The sequence below is a fragment of the Cellulomonas iranensis NBRC 101100 = JCM 18110 genome (assembly GCF_001552375.1).
Classification (GTDB): domain Bacteria; phylum Actinomycetota; class Actinomycetes; order Actinomycetales; family Cellulomonadaceae; genus Cellulomonas; species Cellulomonas iranensis.
This window is the reverse complement of the sequence record NZ_BCRB01000008.1, coordinates 36,020-53,699: the sequence shown is the minus strand read 5'-3', so window position 1 is coordinate 53,699 and position 17,680 is coordinate 36,020. Positions and strand designations below refer to the sequence as shown.

17 protein-coding genes are annotated in these 17,680 nt (G+C 72.8%); all 17 read left to right on the top strand.

The genetic code is table 11. The features are described 5' to 3' along the window. Positions 1-98: 98 nt before the first annotated feature. The 17 genes from CS2_RS02665 (at position 99) to CS2_RS02585 (ending at position 17,466) form a co-directional block, all read left to right on the top strand. A complete protein-coding gene (locus CS2_RS02665; protein WP_070318779.1) occupies positions 99-1,772 on the top strand; it encodes a GspE/PulE family protein in 1,674 nt (557 codons plus the stop codon). 119 nt (positions 1,773-1,891) lie between these two features. After that, the gene (locus CS2_RS02660; RefSeq protein WP_070318778.1) at positions 1,892-3,409 is read left to right on the top strand and encodes a type IV pilus twitching motility protein PilT; all 1,518 of its coding nucleotides are present in this window, start codon (positions 1,892-1,894) and stop codon (positions 3,407-3,409) included. Then, positions 3,409-4,632: a type II secretion system F family protein gene (locus tag CS2_RS02655; RefSeq protein WP_070318777.1), complete on the top strand. Its 1,224-nt coding sequence runs from the start codon at positions 3,409-3,411 to the stop codon at positions 4,630-4,632. The genes CS2_RS02660 and CS2_RS02655 overlap by 1 nt, the downstream gene beginning before the upstream one ends. Continuing rightward, a complete protein-coding gene (locus CS2_RS18400) occupies positions 4,629-5,021 on the top strand; it encodes a prepilin-type N-terminal cleavage/methylation domain-containing protein (protein ID WP_082739693.1) in 393 nt (130 codons plus the stop codon). The genes CS2_RS02655 and CS2_RS18400 overlap by 4 nt, the downstream gene beginning before the upstream one ends. A 221-nt stretch (positions 5,022-5,242) precedes the next feature. Further along, positions 5,243-5,698, top strand: a complete 456-nt coding sequence (locus CS2_RS19675; RefSeq protein ID WP_082739699.1) for a type IV pilin protein — start codon at positions 5,243-5,245, stop codon at positions 5,696-5,698. 101 nt (positions 5,699-5,799) lie between these two features. Continuing rightward, entirely contained in the window at positions 5,800-7,617 is a 1,818-nt protein-coding gene (locus CS2_RS02640; RefSeq protein WP_070318775.1) for an Ig-like domain-containing protein, read from the top strand. Between the two features lie 2 nt (positions 7,618-7,619). Beyond that, on the top strand, positions 7,620-8,294 hold the full coding sequence (locus CS2_RS18985; RefSeq protein WP_070318774.1) for a PulJ/GspJ family protein: 675 nt from the start codon (positions 7,620-7,622) through the stop codon (positions 8,292-8,294). Next, complete coding sequence (locus CS2_RS02630; RefSeq protein ID WP_070318773.1) at positions 8,291-9,847, top strand: hypothetical protein; 1,557 nt, start codon at positions 8,291-8,293, stop codon at positions 9,845-9,847. The genes CS2_RS18985 and CS2_RS02630 overlap by 4 nt, the downstream gene beginning before the upstream one ends. A gap of 16 nt (positions 9,848-9,863) precedes the next feature. Further along, complete coding sequence (locus CS2_RS02625; protein ID WP_070318772.1) at positions 9,864-10,649, top strand: prepilin peptidase; 786 nt, start codon at positions 9,864-9,866, stop codon at positions 10,647-10,649. A gap of 81 nt (positions 10,650-10,730) precedes the next feature. Then, the gene (gene pilM / locus CS2_RS02620; RefSeq protein WP_046528360.1) at positions 10,731-11,795 is read left to right on the top strand and encodes a type IV pilus assembly protein PilM; all 1,065 of its coding nucleotides are present in this window, start codon (positions 10,731-10,733) and stop codon (positions 11,793-11,795) included. Further along, a complete protein-coding gene (locus CS2_RS02615; protein WP_070318771.1) occupies positions 11,792-12,493 on the top strand; it encodes a PilN domain-containing protein in 702 nt (233 codons plus the stop codon). Before pilM ends, CS2_RS02615 begins: the two co-directional genes overlap by 4 nt. A 1-nt stretch (position 12,494) precedes the next feature. Continuing rightward, positions 12,495-13,259, top strand: coding sequence for a hypothetical protein (locus CS2_RS02610; protein ID WP_070318770.1), 765 nt, complete (start codon positions 12,495-12,497; stop codon positions 13,257-13,259). Between the two features lie 108 nt (positions 13,260-13,367). Continuing rightward, positions 13,368-14,585 carry a chorismate synthase gene (gene aroC / locus CS2_RS02605; protein WP_070318769.1) on the top strand — a complete coding sequence of 406 codons (1,218 nt, stop codon included), beginning with the start codon at positions 13,368-13,370 and terminating at the stop codon, positions 14,583-14,585. A gap of 81 nt (positions 14,586-14,666) precedes the next feature. After that, positions 14,667-15,239 (top strand): shikimate kinase, encoded by a 573-nt coding sequence (locus tag CS2_RS02600; RefSeq protein ID WP_156441962.1) that lies wholly within the window; start codon positions 14,667-14,669, stop codon positions 15,237-15,239. After that, positions 15,236-16,357 (top strand): 3-dehydroquinate synthase, encoded by a 1,122-nt coding sequence (aroB, locus tag CS2_RS02595; protein ID WP_070318767.1) that lies wholly within the window; start codon positions 15,236-15,238, stop codon positions 16,355-16,357. Before CS2_RS02600 ends, aroB begins: the two co-directional genes overlap by 4 nt. A 74-nt stretch (positions 16,358-16,431) precedes the next feature. Further along, complete coding sequence (locus tag CS2_RS02590) at positions 16,432-17,037, top strand: hypothetical protein (protein WP_070318766.1); 606 nt, start codon at positions 16,432-16,434, stop codon at positions 17,035-17,037. A 3-nt stretch (positions 17,038-17,040) separates the two neighbouring features. Next, a complete protein-coding gene (locus tag CS2_RS02585) occupies positions 17,041-17,466 on the top strand; it encodes a hypothetical protein (protein WP_070318765.1) in 426 nt (141 codons plus the stop codon). Positions 17,467-17,680: the final 214 nt, after the last annotated feature.

Genomic DNA, 17,680 nt, shown 5'->3' with positions numbered 1-17,680 from the left:
CCGGTGTGATCCGGCCGACGCGTCCTTCAGGCGCGGCCCGCACGTGCCGATGACCTCGGGGGCGCCAGCTCGCGGCGCCGCGGAACGAGGAGGCGCGCGTGAAGCAGCTGGGTGAGGTCCTGCTCGACGAGGGGCTCGTGACGGAGGCGCAGCTGCTCGCGGCCCTCGACGTGCAGACGTCCATGGGGACGTCGCTCGGGCGCACGCTCGTGGAGCAGGGCGTCCTCTCCGAGGCGCAGCTCGTGCGCGCGCTGGCGGCGCAGGTCGGCATGGAGTTCGTCGACCTCGACGAGTACGCGGTCGACCGCGCGGCCGTCAGCATGGTCCCGGGCGCGCTGTGCCGGCGCTACGCCGTGCTGCCGATCGGCCTGCGCGACGGTGCGCTCGTGCTCGCGACCGCCGACCCCGGCAACGTCGTCGCGGTCGACGACGTGCGCACGGTGTCCGGCATGGGCGTCATCCCGGTCGTCGCGACCTACGACAACGTGCACCGTGCGATCGACCGGTTCTGCCGGGCGGACGACGAGATGGAGGACCTCTCCAGCGCGTTCGAGGAGGAGCACGCCGAGCCGGAGGCGGACCTGTCGCGCCTCGGGGACTTCGTCGACGACGACGCGCCGATCGTGCGCTACGTCAACCTGCTCGTGACGCAGGCCATCACCGACCGCGCGTCCGACATCCACATCGAGCCCACCGAGCACGACCTGCGGGTGCGGTACCGCATCGACGGCGTGCTGCACGAGACGCAGCGCTCGCCCAAGAACATCCAGGGCGGCGTCATCAGCCGCGTGAAGATCATGAGCGACATCGACATCGCGGAGAAGCGCAAGCCGCAGGACGGCCGCATGTCGGTGAACCACAACGGACGCAAGATCGACCTGCGCGTGGCGACGCTGCCGACCGTGTGGGGCGAGAAGATCGTCATGCGCATCCTCGACAACTCCACCGCGAGCCTCGACCTGCGGGACCTGTCGTTCCTGGACCACAACTACGAGACGTACCGCGAGTCGTACACCAAGCCCTACGGGATGATCCTCGTGACGGGGCCGACGGGCTCGGGCAAGTCGACCACGCTGTACGCGACGCTCAACGCGGTGTCCCGGCCGGAGATCAACGTCATCACGGTCGAGGACCCCGTCGAGTACCGGCTGCCGGGGATCAACCAGGTGCAGGTCAACCCCAAGGCGGGCCTGACGTTCGCCGCGGCCCTGCGCTCGATCCTGCGCTCCGACCCGGACGTCGTGCTGCTCGGCGAGATCCGTGACCACGAGACCGCGCAGATCGCGATCGAGGCCGCGCTCACCGGTCACCTCGTGCTGTCGACGCTCCACACCAACGACGCGCCGTCGGCCGTGACGCGCCTGACGGAGATGGGCATCGAGCCGTTCCTCGTGGGCTCGGCGCTCGACTGCGTGGTCGCGCAGCGGCTCGCGCGGCGGCTGTGCCCGAAGTGCAAGGAGCCCTACCAGCCCTCGCCGGCCGAGCTCGAGGCGGCCCGGTTCCCGTGGATGCCGGGGGAGCCGCTGCCGCAGCTGTTCCGGCCCGCGGGCTGCAGCGCGTGCTCGCGCACCGGGTACAAGGGGCGTCTCGCGCTGCACGAGGTGATGCGCGTGACCGAGGACATCGAGCGGCACGCCGTCGCGCACTCGTCGTCCGCCGACATCGCGGCCACCGCCGAGAAGCAGGGCATGGTCTCGCTGCGGCACGACGGCTGGCACAAGGTCGCGCTGGGGCAGACGTCGATCGAGGAGATCCTGCGCGTCGTCGCCTGAGGCGCCCGCCGGCCGCGGCGCGGGCTCAAGTCGGCTCGCGCCGTGGCCGATGACAACCACGGGCACCCGTGTGCCACGCCCGCAGCCGCGGGCACGACGTCGTGACGACGGAGGAAGACGTGACCGACTCGTACCAAGGGCGTCCCGGCGAGCCGGGCAGGGGCCTGCCGCCGTACCGTCCGGCCGGGCCGCAGGCGACCACGGCGCCGGCCGCGACGACGCCGGTGCCCGGGGTCCCGACCCAGGGCGCCCCCGCCCCGTGGCAGGTCGACGCGCGCCCCGTCGCGCCCCCCACGACGCCCGGGGGAGGCCACGCGTACCCGCCCGCGTCCGGGGCCGCGCCCGCATCGGGCCCCGGCTACGGCGGCCAGTGGCCCCAGCCCGGGCAGCCGGGTGCGGCGGCACCCGCGTACGCGCCGGCGCCCGCCGTGGCCGCGCCTCCCGCGGCAGCACCCCGCCCCGCACCGGCCGCGCACCGCCCCGTCACGCGGGCCGGCGTCGGGCAGGAGCGGCACGAGGGCGACATCGAGATCGACGACGTCCTGCGCGAGCTCGTGCGGCTCGGCGGCTCCGACGTGCACCTCACGTCGGGCGCGCCGCCCATGGTGCGCATGAGCGGCTCGCTGCGTCCCATGGAGCAGTTCGCCACGATGGCGCCCGACACGCTTCGCCGCTCGCTCTACTCGATCCTCTCGCAGAAGCAGCGCGAGCAGTTCGAGGAGGCGCTCGAGCTCGACTTCTCCTACGCCGTGCGCAACGTCGCGCGGTTCCGCGTGAACGTCTACCAGCAGCGCGAGTCGGTCGGCGCGGCCTTCCGCGTGATCCCGTACGAGATCAAGCCCCTCGAGGCGCTGGGCGTGCCCCCGGTCGTCGGGACGTTCGCGGGCCTGCCGCGTGGGCTCGTGCTGGTGACGGGTCCCACCGGATCCGGCAAGTCGACGACCCTCGCGGCGATCATCGACCTCGCCAACCGCACGCGCGAGGACCACATCATGACGGTCGAGGACCCGATCGAGTTCCTGCACCGCCACAAGAAGTCGCTCATCAACCAGCGCGAGGTCGGTGCCGACACGCACTCGTTCGCCAACGCGCTCAAGCACGTGCTGCGCCAGGACCCCGACATCATCCTCGTCGGCGAGATGCGCGACCTCGAGACGATCTCCGTCGCGCTCACCGCCGCCGAGACCGGCCACCTGGTGTTCGCGACCCTGCACACGCAGGACGCCGCCCAGACCATCGACCGCGTCATCGACGTGTTCCCGTCGGGGCAGCAGGCGCAGGTGCGCACGCAGCTGGCCGGGGCCATCCAGGGCGTCGTGTGCCAGACGCTCTGCAAGCGGACCGACGCCCCCGGGCGGGCCGTCGCGACCGAGGTGATGGTGGCCACCCCCGCGATCCGCAACCTCATCCGCGAGGGCAAGACGCACCAGATCTACTCGGCCATGCAGGCCGGCGCCCAGCAGGGCATGCACACGATGGACCAGCACCTCGCCGAGCTCGTCAAGACCGGGAAGATCTCGTACGAGGTCGGGCTCGAGAAGTGCCACCCCGTCGAGGACTTCAACCGGCTGGCCGGCCGCATGGGCGGCCAGACGCAGGGCGCGGCCGGCCTGGTCGCCGCGGGCGGAGGCTACTGATGGCGAGCAAGACGTTCGAGTACGCGGTCCGCGACCGCAGCGGCAAGATCGTCAAGGGGCGCGTCGAGGCGTCCAACCAGGCGGCGGTCGCCAACCGGCTGCGCGAGATGGGCATGGCGGCCGTCTCGATCAACGAGGTCAGCACCGGCGGCCTCAACGCCGAGATCAAGATCCCCGGCATGAGCGACAAGGTCTCGCTCAAGGACATCGCGGTGATGTCGCGCCAGCTCGCGACGATGATCAGCTCCGGCCTGTCGCTGCTGCGCGCGCTGTCGATCCTCGCCGAGCAGACCGAGTCCAAGCCGCTGCAGCGGATCGTCGCGCAGGTCCGCAACGACGTCGAGACCGGTGTCGCGCTCTCGACGTCCCTCGGCCGGCACCCGCAGGTCTTCCCGCCGCTCATGATCAACATGGTCAAGGCCGGCGAGGTCGGCGGCTTCCTCGACCAGGTGCTCGTGTCGGTCGCGGGGAACTTCGAGTCCGAGCTCAAGCTGCGCGGCAAGGTCAAGAGCGCGATGACGTACCCGGTCGTCATCTTCGTCGTCGCGATCCTCGCCGTCATCGGCATGCTGCTGTTCATCGTGCCGATCTTCGAGTCGATGTTCTCCTCGCTCGGCGGCGACCTCCCCGCTCCGACGCAGTTCCTCGTGTTCCTCTCCGGGATCCTCAAGGTCGGCATCTTCCCGCTCGTCGCGCTGCTGGTCGCGTTCGGGGTCTGGTGGGCGCGGCACAAGAACGACCGCGCCGTGCGTGAGCGCGTCGACCCGGTCAAGCTGCGCATGCCGGTGTTCGGCAAGCTCTTCCAGAAGATCGCGATCTCGAGGTTCACGCGGAACTTCAGCGCGATGCTGCACGCCGGCGTGCCGCTGCTGCAGGCGCTCGAGATCGTCGGCGAGACGAGCGGCAACATCGTCATCGAGCGCGCCACCAAGGCGGTGCAGGACTCGGTCCGCTCCGGTGAGTCGCTGGCCGGTCCGCTCGCCGAGCACCCGATCTTCCCGCCGATGGTCGTCCAGATGATGGCCGTCGGCGAGGACACCGGTGCGCTCGACACGATGCTCGGCAAGGTCGCGGACTTCTACGACCAGGAGGTCGAGACGACCACCGAGCAGCTGACGAGCCTCATCGAGCCGCTCATGATCGTCGTGATCGGCTCGATCATCGGCGGCATGATCGTCGCCCTCTACATGCCGATCTTCAAGATCTTCGAGCTGGTCCAGTGAGCCGTCGCCCTGGCGGCGACCCGGGCTTCACGCTCGTCGAGGTGCTCGTGGTCGTCGCCGTCCTGGGCGTGCTCGCGGCGATCGCCGTGCCGGTGCTCCTCGGTCAGCGGGCCCGAGCCCTCGAGACCACCGTGCAGGCCGACCTGCGGTCCGTCGCGTTCGCGGTCGCGCAGGCGGACGACGGCTCGGGGACCCTCGACACCGACCGGTTGCGGGACGTGGTGGTCGTGAGCCCGGGCAACGTCGTCGAGGTCGCCGCCGACGGCGACGCGTGGTGCGTGCGCGGGTGGCACGACGGGGTCGTGGACTCGCGCCGGTGGGTCCTCGACCGCGGCGGGCTCGACGCGGACGACGCGCGCTGCGCGGGCGTTGCCGTCGTCTCCTGGTGAGCGCGACCGCTCCCACGGCCGGGCTGCGCGCCTGGTGAACGGCCCCGCTGGGCCGATCGGGCGCCGCTGCGCGGCACCCCGCCCGGCTGGCGTACGGCCGCACGGGTGATCTGCGCGGCGGCGGGTCAAGTGCACGACGACACCGTCCGAAGCACGGTGCGGAGCCGGCCGCGAGGTCGGTGCCGCTGACACCTGAAACTGACACCTGAATGGGGACGGGCATGATCGCTCGCATCAGCAAGGCGCTCAACAAGAAGGACGGGGACAAGGGCTTCACGCTCATCGAGCTCCTCGTCGTCGTCATCATCATCGGCATCCTCGCGGCCATCGCGATCCCGGTGTTCCTCAACCAGCGCAAGAGCGCGGTCGACGCCTCGATGAAGTCGGACCTCCGCACGGTCGCCACGGCCATGGAGACGTACCTGACGGCGAACAACGGCTACCCGACGAGCGAGACCGAGCTCGGCGCCATCGCCCTGTCCGAGGGCAACGTCCTCAAGGTGGACGTCGCTGACGACAACGCGTCGTACGTGATCGCCGCGACGCGCGCCGACGGCGCCCAGCCGTCGAGCCTCGCGGACGGCGACGCGTGGATCTACGACTCCGGCAAGGGCGGCCTGCAGAGCACGGCCGGCGACGACGTCACGGGCTTCACCGTGACGTCCACGGCCGACTGAGACTCGCCCGGCTGGAACGCAGGACGACGTCGGTCGCCGGGGAGAGCGCACGCTCTCCCCGGCGACTTCCCTGTACGGCTCGGTCTTCGTTGGAGGAGCACGTGAGCGCCACCCGCATCGCGCACCGCACGCACCGCCCGGTCGACGACGGCTTCACCCTCGTCGAGGTCATCGCCGCCCTCGCGATCGTCGGCATCGTGGCGTCCACGGCGCTCTACTTCTTCGTCAACGGGACCCGCTCGATCACGCACCAGTCCCGCACGCAGTCCGCGGTGACGGTCGCGAACGAGTCCATGGAGGACGCGTTCGCGGTCAGCGCGAAGCCCGTGACCAAGGGGCCGCACCAGTTCTCCGGCCTGCTGCGCGACCGCCCGCAGGCCGCCGTCGAGCAGGCTTGGGCAGCCGCGCAGGCCGCGGGGCTCGACGGGCTCGACCAGACCTACCCCGCGTGGGACCCGCAGCCCGCGACGGGCGCCGCCCCGGCGGTGCCGATCACGCGGACCACGGTCCTCGACAAGGTCGAGTACACGTCGACCATCCTCATCGGGACGTGCTACCGGCCCACCGGCGGCGCGAGCCAGGACTGCACGCGCACCGGCGCCGGTGCGACGCCGCCCGCCGTGACGCCCGCGAACACCGTGCGCCTGCTGCGCGTGATGGCGCTCGTGCAGTGGCCCGACCTGACGGGCAGCTGCGGCGGCACCTGCACGTACCAGACGCAGTCGCTCGTGGACCCCAACGAGGACATCGTCTGGAACAACACGACCCGGCCGATCGCCGTCGACGACAACACGTCCGTCCCGGTCGGCGAGTGGGTGGACGTCCCGGTGCTGCTCAACGACGTGCTGGGCCCCGTGACCAGCAACCCCGTCGTGAACGTGACCGCCCCGACGTTCGGGACGGTGGCGCCCGCGCCGACCACGGGTCAGCTGCGCTACACCGCCCCACCGAACCGTTCCGGCGTGGCGACGTTCACGTACCAGCTCAAGGACCGCGCCGGGCACATGTCCGACGTCGCGACCGTGCGCGTGACCGTGACCGGCAAGGCGCGCGACGACACCGCCTCGGCGATCCGGAACCAGGTCGTCACGATCCCGGTCCTCGACAACGACCTCGGCACGCCGACGGCCGTCGTGATCGACACGCCGCCCACGGGCGCGTCGGTGAACCTCAGCAACGGCGGGCGCACGGTCGACTTCCGTGCGGCCACCGACGGGACGTACACGTTCCGGTACCACTTCACCGACGGGACGTCCGACTCGACGCAGGCGGTCGTGACCGTGGTCGTCACGAACTACGCGCCGCCCCTCGTCTCCGACTTCGTCGCGAACGTGCCCGCGACCATGTCGCTCACGGACTTCGACATCGACATGCTCGGCAAGACGGGCAACCCCGAGGGCTACCTGTACGAGATCGTGTCGATGTCCGTGAACCAGGGCCAGCTGAAGATCGACGGGCCGCTCGGGGTCCGGAACGTCAACATGAGCAACTACAAGCGCGGCACGCGGTTCCTGTACGCCGCGCAGACCAACACGCTCGGCACGTGGACGTTCCAGTACCGCGTGTTCGACCCCGAGGGTGGGCAGGGCTCCGCGGTGAAGACCGTGACGCTGCGGATCGTGCCCGTGGCGGTGGACTTCACCTACCAGGTCCGCACGGGCGTCAACGAGGCGCGCATCGACCTCAAGAACCAGCCGGGCATGGCCCCGACGAACTTCAGCGGCACCGTCAAGCTGGTCGACGGGGCGTTCCCGTCGTGCGTCGTCGATCCGGGCGGCCAGGAGTACCACAACGGGATCATCAAGATCCGCACGACCAACAAGAAGGCCGGGACGTGCACGATGCGCTACCAGCTGGCGAGCCCGTCGGACCCGGCGGTCGTCTCCGAGGTCAAGACGATCACGATCGTGGTGAAGTAGCGGTGACCGGAGGCCACGGACGCGACCGCGACACCACCACGTCGACCCGCGACGCCGGGATCACGCTCGTCGAGCTCATCGTCTCGATGGGGATCTTCACCGTGCTCGTGGCCGTCGTCATGGGCGGGGTCGTGATGATGAGCCGCAGCACGGTGCGCGCGGACGTCACCGTGACCGCGAACGACGGGCTCCGGACCGCGTTCCAGCGGCTCGACCGGCAGGTGCGGTACGCCGAGGCCGTGAACTTCCCCGGTGACGGGGCGCAGGGCCGCCGCTACGTCGAGTTCCGCGTGTCGGCGACCGTCTCGGCCACGGGAAGGGCCACGTGCACGCAGTGGCGGTGGGACCCCACCGCGGGCACGCTCGACCGGCGCAGCTGGGAGGACTGCGTGGGCGTCGCGGTGCCGGCGTTCGGGACGGTCGTCTCGGACGTGCAGCCGCCCGCCGACGGCGTGACGGCGAACTACCCGTTCCAGCTGCTCAAGGCGACGGAGGACAACCCGCGCCAGCGGCTCGTCGTGCGGCTGCGGGCGGGGGACAGCACGCTCGGCAACCCGGTCGAGCAGCGCACGGTCTTCGTCGCGCGCAACAGCTCGACCGGGTCCCTGACCAACAGCGACACGAGCACGCCCGGGGTCAGCGACATCCCGGTGTGCATGGCAGGAGGCAGGCCGTGAGGACGATCCGGAGGGCGTGCGACGACCTGCGGCGGGGCGGCGACGAGGGCATCGCGATGCTCAGCGCGATCATGCTCGCGCTGATCCTGACGACCCTGAGCATCCTCGTGCTTGGGCTCGTGCTCTCGCAGGCGATGCCGACGCAGTTCCAGCGCAAGAGCACGCAGACCGTCTACGCGGCCGAGGCCGGCATCGAGACGGCGTTGAGCTCGGTGCGGACGGCGCTGGGGAGCGAGGACTTCGTCGGGGCGGTCTACGGCGACATCCGCAAGCTGCCCTGCGCGTTGGAGGGGACGGTCGCGACGCCCGGTGGCGACCTGGGCTACAAGGTCACGGTCCGGTACTACCGCGACAACCCGGCGGGTCAGAGCGAGTCGTGGCTGAACTCGAAGAAGCTGTCGTGCGTGCCCGGCAGCGGGACCACGCTGCAGCCGCTGTTCGCGTACATCACGTCCACGGGTGACGCGCCGACGGGGGCCACGCTCGGGCAGGACGACGCCGTGCGGACGATGTCGAGCATCTACCGGTTCAACACGACGAGCACCAACGTGGTGGGCGGGCGCCTGTACAGCTACGAGTCCAAGTACTGCCTGCGCGCGGACGGCACGACGGCCGGGTCGACCGTCAGCTACGTGCGCGTCGACCAGTGCGGCGTCGACGACGACCGCGAGCTGTGGGTGTACGACAAGGACTACCAGATCAAGCTGGCCATCACGACGCTGCCCGGCTCGGGACCGCCGCTGTGCATCACGGGCCCCTCGACCAACACGTCCAGCCTCACGTTGGCCTACCTGCGGGAGTGCGCCGCCGCCACGAGCTCGTCACGGTGGAACCAGCTGTGGAGCTGGGAGGCCGGTGCGCGCTTCAAGGGTGAGAACACCGCGATCACGAACTACGGCGCGTTCTGCCTGCGGTCCTCGGGCACGCCGCTGAACAGCAAGCTCTACACGGGAAGCTGCTCGGACAAGCAGGACTGGGGGTCGTTCAACCCGGACCCGGCGGTCGGTGCCGGTGCCGCTGGCCCGAGCACGAACCAGATCGTGAACTTCCTCGAGTTCGGTCGCTGCTTCGACGTGACCCGCCTCGACGTCAACTTCGAGCACATGATCATCTACCCGTGCAAGCAGGACCCGTCGGGCGGCAGCAACCTCGAGTGGAACCACAAGTGGTACTACTCGGAGCCGACCGGCGGCGCGACGACCGTCGAGACCCAGATCGTCGTGCGTGTGAACAACAGCACGGCCCCGAGCAACACCTACTGCCTCACCGCGTCCGCCACGACGCTGTACCCCAAGCTGACGAGGTGCAGCGACTCGGCCCAGAACCAGCGCTGGATCCGGTCGGGCGACACGGGGAACTACCAGACCAGCTTCACGTTCATGCCGAAGGGCATGCAGACCAAGTGCATCGGGCTCGGGGACGGGTTCGAGGAGGCCAACTGGTCGAAGATGGTGCTCGCGGACTGCAACGGCGGCATCGACCAGAAGTGGAACGCCCCGCCCGAGAAGGTCAGTGCGTCCGTGGGCAACTACCTCGAGAGCCGGGGCGGATGAGGCAGGATCCTCTGCCATGACAGCGCTGCTCGTGGTCGTCGCGGCCGTGCTCGGTCTCGCCGTCGGCTCGTTCCTCAACGTCGTCGTCTGGCGCGTGCCGCGGGACGAGTCGGTGGTGCGACCGCCGAGCGCGTGCCCGGCGTGCGGGCACCCGATCCGTCCGCGCGACAACGTGCCCGTCGTGTCGTGGCTCCTGCTGCGCGGGCGGTGCCGCGACTGCGACGCCCCCATCAGCGTGCGGTACCCGCTCGTGGAGGCGACGACGAGCGTGCTGTTCGCGCTCGTCGTGGGGTGGCTCGGCGCGTCCTGGGCGCTGCCCGCGTTCTGGTACCTCGCCGCCGTCTCGGTCGCACTGTTCCTCATCGACGTCGACGTGCGTCGGCTGCCAAACGCGATCGTCCTGCCGTCGTACCCCTTGGCGTTCGTGCTGCTCGCCCTGGCGAGCGCGAACCCGGGGGGACCGTCGGACTTCTCGGCGCTGCTGCGCGCGGTGCTCGCGGGCGTCGCCCTGCTCGTGTTCTACGTCGTCCTGCGGGTCGTCTACCCCGCCGGCATGGGGCTGGGCGACGTCAAGCTCTCGGGCGTGCTCGGCCTCTACCTCGGGTGGGTCGGGTGGTCCGCCGTCGTGGTGGGGGCGTTCGCCGCCTTCCTGCTGGGGGGCGTGTACGGGGTCGCGCTGGTCGTGCTGCGCCGCGCGGGGCGCAAGTCCACGCTGCCGTTCGGCCCCTGGATGCTCCTGGGCGTCGCCGTCGGCCTCGTCGCCGGCCCCGCCGTCGCAGGGTGGTATGTCGGACTGCTGTGACCCGCGGCGTCGCGCCCTCAAGAGGTGCGGCGCTCGTGCCGATGAGTGCCTCGTACGGACGGACTCCCGGAAGGACCTCCAGTGGCCTCATCGCGTGTGATCGGCCTCGACATCGGCACCACCGCGGTGCGTGCTGTCGAGGTGGAGTTCGGGTCGGGCGGGCCCGCCGGGACCGTCTCGCCCACGTTGCTGCACGCAGCGGTCGCCCCCTTGCCGCCCGGCGCGGTGCGCGAGGGTGAGGTCGTCGACCCGCGCGTCGTGTCGGACGCGATCCGGGGCATGTGGTCGCGCGGTGGCTTCTCGTCGAAGGACGTCGTCATCGGCGTGGGCAACCAGCGCGTCGTCGTGCGTGAGCTCGAGCTGCCGTGGATGCCGGCCAACCAGCTGAAGGCGTCGCTGCCGTTCCAGGTGCAGGAGCTGCTGCCCGTCGCGTCGTCGGAGGCGCTGCTGGACTTCCACGTGACGGGGGAGTCCGACGGCGACACCGGGCGCCGCGTGCACGGCATGCTCGTGGCCGCGCAGCGGGACACCGTCGCCGCGAACGTCCTCGCGGTCGAGGGGGCGGGGCTGCGCCCGGTGATGGTCGACCTCAACGGATTCGCGTTGCTGCGCGCGCTGTGCCGCGGCGAGTACGCCGAGCACGTCGTCGCGTTCGTCGACATCGGTGCGCGGCTCACCAACGTCGTCGTCGCCGACCACGGCACCCCCAAGCTCGTGCGCGTGCTGCCGTCGGGCGGTCAGAACATCACCGACGCCGTCGCGGCGGCGCTGCAGGTCTCGCAGCCCGAGGCGGACCAGGTCAAGCGCACGCTGGGCCTGGGCTTCTCCCCGCCGCCGGGGCACGAGGCCGCGGCCGAGGCCATCGTCGAGGCGACGCGCACGCTCGTCGAGTCGATCCGCAACACGTTCGTCTACTACGCGTCGAACCACCCCGGGCGGGCGATCGAGTCGCTCGTCGTCACCGGTGGCGGCGCGCACCTGTCCGGGCTGGGGCAGTTCCTCTCGAGCAGCACCCGTCTCCCCGCCGGCCTGGGCGACCCCGTCGCCGGGTTCCGGCTCGGCAAGAACCTCGACCGCACCGTCGTGCAGGGCGCGGAGTCCACCGTCGCCCTTCCCGTCGGCCTCGCCTACGGAGTCGCCGCATGAGCGCCCAGACGCTGCGCGCCCCCGCGCGCCAGAAGAAGGGCGCGGCCGCGTTCACGCCCGGCCTGCCCCAGGTCAACCTGCTGCCGCCCGAGGTACGCGCCGCGCGCTCGCTCGCGGTCGTCAAGCGGTGGCTCGTCGTCGCGCTGCTCGTGACGGTGGCGGTCGTCGCGCTGGCGTACGTCTCGGCGGTCTTCGTCCGCAGCGCGGCGGAGGACCGACTCGCCGACGCCGAGAGCCGGACCATCGCGCTGCGGGCCGAGGAGCGCAAGTACGCCGAGGTGCCGCAGGTCCGCGGGGCGATCGACCAGGTCACGGCCGCGCGCCAGACCGCGACCGCGACCGAGATCCGGTGGCTGCCGTACCTCGACGCGGTCAGCGCCGTCCTCCCCGACGGCGTGCGCATCGAGTCGTTCGCCGCCACCGGCCCGTCACCGACGGGCCTGGTCTCGCAGTCGACCAGCCCGCTGGACGCGCCGAGCATCGCGTCGTTCAGCTTCCAGGGGCAGTCGACGACGGTCCCCGACACCGCCGCGATGCTCGACGGGCTCGCGTCCGTGCCGGGTCTGCAGGACCCGTGGGTGTCGTCGATCGCGGTCACCGAGGTCGACGGCACGACCTTCTACACCTTCTCGGCCACCGTCCAGATGGGGCCGACGACGCTCGCGCAGCGGTTCGCCGCGACCACCGAGGAGAGCTGACATGCGGTCGAGCAAGGCCACACCGTGGATCGCCGGCGCGGGTGTCGTCGTCGTCCTGCTGCTCGTGGGGGCGTGGTTCCTCGCGATCTCACCGGTCCTCACGGCCGCGGGCGAGACGAGCACGACCGCCGACCAGGTCGAGGCGGACAACGCGCTGCTGACCGACCGCATCGGCGTGCTGCGCGAGCAGTTCGAGCAGATCGACACCTTCCGCGCCGAGCTCGCGACCCTGCGCACGTCGGTGCCGAGCGACGACGACCTCGCGGGCTACCTCCGCCAGCTCGACGGGCTGGCGGCGACGCACGCGGTGACGCTGCTCACCGTCTCGCCGTCGACGCCCGTCGCGTTCGTCCCGGAGGTCGCAGCCGCACCGAGCGACGCCGCGACGAGCGACTCGACCGGTGAGGACGCGGCCGTCGACGCCGCCGCCGCACCGGCGTCGGCGGCCCCCGCGGGTCTCGTGTCCGTCCCGCTGGGCATGACGGTCGTCGGCGGCTACGAGAACGTGCGTGCCTTCCTCGACGCGTTGCAGGTCGGCACCGAGCGCCTGTACGTCGTGGAGTCGGTCGTGGGCGCCAGCCAGAGCGACGCGGAGGCCGGCGGTGGCCGGCCGGCGACGGCGGTCGGCGACCTGGAGATCAACGTGAGCGGGTACCTGTTCGTCCTTCCGGACACCACGACGGCGTCGCCCGCGCCGGAGGCGACCGAGGAGCCGGCGCTGCCGACGCGCCCCGAGGGCCGCAACCCGATGGTGCCCCTCGGCTGAGTCGACCCGTCGACGCCCCGTCCGCCCCGCCCGGGGTGGGCGGGGCGTCGTCGTCCGAGGTGCGGGCGGCCGAGGGCTGCGGGGTCGCGGGCGTGGGAGGATCCCCGCATGCTCCGTTGGCTGACCTCAGGCGAGTCGCACGGTCCCGCGCTCGTCGGCATCCTCGACGGTCTGCCCGCCGGCGTGCGGGTGGAGACGTCCGACGTCCGGGCCGCGCTCGCGCGCCGCCGCCTCGGCCACGGCCGCGGTGCGCGCATGAAGTTCGAGCAGGACGAGGTGCGCCTGCTCGCGGGCGTGCGGCACGGGCTGTCGCAGGGCGGTCCGGTCGCGGTCGAGATCGGCAACACCGAGTGGCCCAAGTGGTCGGACGTGATGTCGGCGGACCCGGTGGCGCCCGAGGCGCTCACGGTCGACGCCGGGACCGGTGACGCGCGGGAGATCGCCCGCAACCGGCCGCTCACGCGCCCCCGCCCGGGCCACGCGGACCTCGTGGGCATGCGCAAGTACGGCTTCGACGACGCCCGGCCGGTGCTCGAGCGCGCGAGCGCGCGCGAGACCGCGACGCGCGTCGCGCTCGGCACGGTCGCCGCGGCGTTCCTCGAGCAGGCGGCGGGCGTGCGGCTCGTCTCGCACGTCGTCGCGATCGGACCGGTGGGCGTGCCCGACGACGCGCCCGTGCCCACGCCCGACGACGTGGCCGCGCTCGACGCGGACCCCGTGCGGTGCTTCGACCCCGCCACGAGCGCGGCGATGGTCGCCGAGATCGACCAGTGCCACAAGGACGGCGACACGCTCGGCGGCGTCGTCGAGGTGCTGGTGCACGGCCTGCCGTCCGGCGTCGGCACCTACGTGCAGGCCGACGGGCGCCTCGACGCGCGGCTCGCGGCCGCGCTCATGGGCATCCAGGCGATCAAGGGCGTCGAGGTCGGTGACGGGTTCCGCACCGCGGCCCGGCGCGGCTCGCAGGCGCACGACGAGATCGAGCGCGACGCGTCGGGCCGGATCGTGCGCCGCACGAACCGGGCCGGCGGCATCGAGGGCGGCATGTCGAACGGCGAGGTCGTGCGCGTGCGCGCCGCGATGAAGCCGATCTCGACCGTGCCGCGCGCGCTCGCGACCGTGGACACCGCCACGGGCGAGCCCGTGACCGCGCACCACCAGCGGTCGGACGTGTGCGCGGTGCCGCCCGCGGCCGTCGTCGCCGAGGCGATGGTCGCGCTGGTCGTCGCGCAGACGCTGCTCGAGAAGACCGGCGGCGACTCGGTCGCCGAGGTGCGCCGCAACCTCGAGGCGTACGTCGCCTCGATCCCCGAGCTGCTCGCGTGACCCGCGCGCGGGCGTGCGGCGGCGTCCGCGCGCCCGCCCGGCACGCGGACAGCCCCGGACCGCGCGGCCGCGCGCACTAGGCTGCCCGTCGTGCCAGCCGCCGTCCCGCCCCCCGGTCCCCGTGTCGTGCTCGTCGGCCCCCCGGGGGCAGGCAAGTCGACCGTCGCGGAGGCGCTCGCGCAGCGCTGGCAGCTGGCCGTGCGCGACACCGACGCCGACGTCGAGACCGTGACGGGCAAGACCGTCGCGGACGTGTTCGTCGAGGACGGCGAGCCGCGCTTCCGCGAGCTCGAGCGCGACGCGGTCGCCGCGGCGCTCGCCGAGCACGACGGCGTCCTGGCCCTGGGCGGCGGCGCGGTGCTGCACGACGCGACCCGCGCCGCGCTGGCGGCGTACCGCGCGGCGGGGGGCGCCGTCGTCTTCCTCGACGTGAGCCTCGCGCACGCGGCGCCCCGCGTCGGCTTCAACCAGGCACGTCCGCTGCTCGTCGGCAACCCGCGTGCCCAGTGGCAGGCGCTCATGGAGGCCCGACGCCCCGTCTACGAGGAGGTCGCGACCGTGCGCGTGCCGACCGACGGGCTGCGCCCGGCCGAGGTCGCCCAGGCCGTCGAGGACGCGCTCGGTGCGCTGCGCACCGCGGGGGGTGACGCGTGAGCGGCGAGCAGACGGTCCGCGTCGCGGGGGAGCAGCCGTACGACGTGGTCATCGGTCGGCACCTGCTGGGTCGGCTGCCGGACATGCTCGGCGGCGGCGTGCAGCGCGTGCTCGTGGTGCACCCGGCGGCGCTCGCGGCGTCGGCCGACGCGGTCCGCGAGGACCTGCTGGCGCACGGGTACGAGGCGTACGTGGCACAGGTCCCCGACGCCGAGGAGCAGAAGACCGCGCAGGTGGCCGCGTTCCTGTGGGGCGTGCTGGGCCAGGCGGGGTTCACGCGCTCCGACGCCGTCGTCGGGCTCGGCGGCGGCGCGACGACCGACCTCGCGGGCTTCGTGGCCGCGACGTGGTTGCGCGGCGTGCGCGTCGTGCAGGTGCCGACGACCGTGCTCGCGATGGTCGACGCCGCGGTCGGCGGCAAGACCGGCATCAACACGGCCGAGGGCAAGAACCTCGTCGGTGCGTTCCACCCGCCCGCCGGGGTGCTGTGCGACCTCGCGGCCCTCGAGTCGATGAGCCCCCACGACTTCGTGGCGGGGCTCGCCGAGATCGTCAAGTGCGGCTTCATCGACGACCCGCGCATCCTCGAGCTCGTCGAGGAGCACACGGCGCTGCTGCGCGACCCCGCGGCGGCGGCGTCCTCGCCGGTCCTCGCCGAGCTCGTCGAGCGGGCCGTGCGCACCAAGGCGCGCGTGGTCGGCGAGGACCTGCGCGAGGCGGGCCTGCGGGAGATCCTCAACTACGGGCACACGTTCGGGCACGCGGTCGAGCACGTCGAGCGCTACCGGTGGCGGCACGGCGCGGCGGTGTCGGTCGGCATGGTGTTCGTCGCCGAGCTCGCGCGGCTCGCCGGTCGCCTCGACGACGACGTCGTCGCGCGTCACCGGTCGGTCCTCACGGCGCTGGGGCTGCCCGTGACGTACCGGGGCGACCGGTGGGAGCAGCTGCTCACGGCGATGCGTCGCGACAAGAAGACCCGGGGCGACCTGCTGCGGTTCGTGGTCCTCGACGGGCTCGCGAGCCCGTCGCGCCTCGAGGGACCCGACCCGACGCTGCTGGCGGCGGCGTACGCCGAGATCTCGGCCGACCCGACGCCTGCCGGTGCTCTGCTGCTGTGAGCGCGCCCCGCGACTGACGTCCCGCACAACTCCTTGAGGTTGTGGTGCTGAGAACAACCTGGCAGGGTTGTGCCATGTTCGTCATGACGATCGACCAGCGAGGGAGCCGACGCGGCACCGACCGCGTCCCCGAGCTCCTCGCCGCGCTCGCGGACGTGCCGACGGTGCGCGGGTTCGAGCGCACGGTCGGCGACGAGGTGCAGGGCGTCCTCGACGACCCGGGCGTCGTCGTCGACGTCGCGCTGCGGGTGCTGCGGGACGGCGAGTGGACGGTGGGCGTCGGCGCCGGGCCCGTCGTCGAGCCGCTGCCCGCCTCGCCGCGCGCCGGAGCGGGCGACGCGTTCGTGCTCGCGCGCGACGCGGTCGAGAGCGCGAAGAGCCGCCAGCGGCCGGTGCCGGTCGCCGTGCGGGGCGCGGTGCCCGAGGTGGCCGAGGACGCGGACGCCGTGCTCGTGCTGCTCGGCTCGGTGGCCGCGCGCCGCACCCCCGCGGGGTGGGACGCCGTCGACGCGCTGCGCGCGGCGGGCGAGGCGGGCCAGGATGCCGTGGCGCAGGCCCTCGGCGTCACGCAGCAGGCCGTGAGCAAGCGCCTGCGCACCGCGATGTGGGCCGAGGAGGTCGCCGCGCGACCCGCGGTCGCCCACCTGTTGACGCGGGCCGCCGGCGACGCCAAGGTCTGACGCGTGCACCCCGCCCTCGTGGCCGGCATCTGGGCCGGCGCCCTGCTCGTGTCCTCCGCGGGCGGCTGGCTCGTCACGCGCCTCGTGCTGCGGCTCGCGTCGCGCTCGCGCGACGCGGGACGGGCGCGTCGCAGCGGTCCCGTCGTGCTGCAGCCGCTGCGCGTGAGCGACGGCCCCGACGGCGAGGGCGCGCAGACCGTGCTGCGGGGCGGCACGTGGATCGGCGTGCTCGAGCGCCTCGCCGTCACGGCGAGCCTGCTCGCGGGCGTGCCCGAGGGCGTGGCCGTCGTCGTCGCCGTCAAGGGCCTGGGGCGCTACCCCGAGCTGCGCGAGAACCCCGGCGCGTCCGAGCGCTTCGTGATCGGGACGCTCGCGTCGCTGCTGTGGTCGGCCGCGGTCGGGACGCTCGCGCAGCGGCTGGTCGGCTGACGCGCCCGCGCGGGCCGCGCGCGCCGGCCCGCGCGGGTCCGTGCAGTTCCGGGCAGGTCGGTGCGGGCGCCCGGGGGAGCGGGCGCTAGGATGGACGACGGCCTGGGGCCGGACGACCGCACCGGTCGGCGGCAGCGCCGGGTCGGGCATGCCGGAGGACCGGCGCCCGCCGCCCGCACGCGCCGCACGGCGCGCACCACCACCGATCGGGAGA

Bases quoted from the DNA above. Each gene is read 5' to 3' on its own strand.
- CS2_RS02610 (WP_070318770.1), top strand. From the start codon at position 12,495: ATGCGGTCGAGCAAGGCCACACCGTGGATCGCCGGCGCGGGTGTCGTC.
- CS2_RS02590 (WP_070318766.1), top strand. From the start codon at position 16,432: ATGTTCGTCATGACGATCGACCAGCGAGGGAGCCGACGCGGCACCGAC.
- CS2_RS02625 (WP_070318772.1), top strand. From the start codon at position 9,864: ATGACAGCGCTGCTCGTGGTCGTCGCGGCCGTGCTCGGTCTCGCCGTC.
- CS2_RS02655 (WP_070318777.1), top strand. From the start codon at position 3,409: ATGGCGAGCAAGACGTTCGAGTACGCGGTCCGCGACCGCAGCGGCAAG.
- CS2_RS02615 (WP_070318771.1), top strand. From the start codon at position 11,792: ATGAGCGCCCAGACGCTGCGCGCCCCCGCGCGCCAGAAGAAGGGCGCG.
- aroC (WP_070318769.1), top strand. From the start codon at position 13,368: ATGCTCCGTTGGCTGACCTCAGGCGAGTCGCACGGTCCCGCGCTCGTC.
- CS2_RS19675 (WP_082739699.1), top strand. From the start codon at position 5,243: ATGATCGCTCGCATCAGCAAGGCGCTCAACAAGAAGGACGGGGACAAG.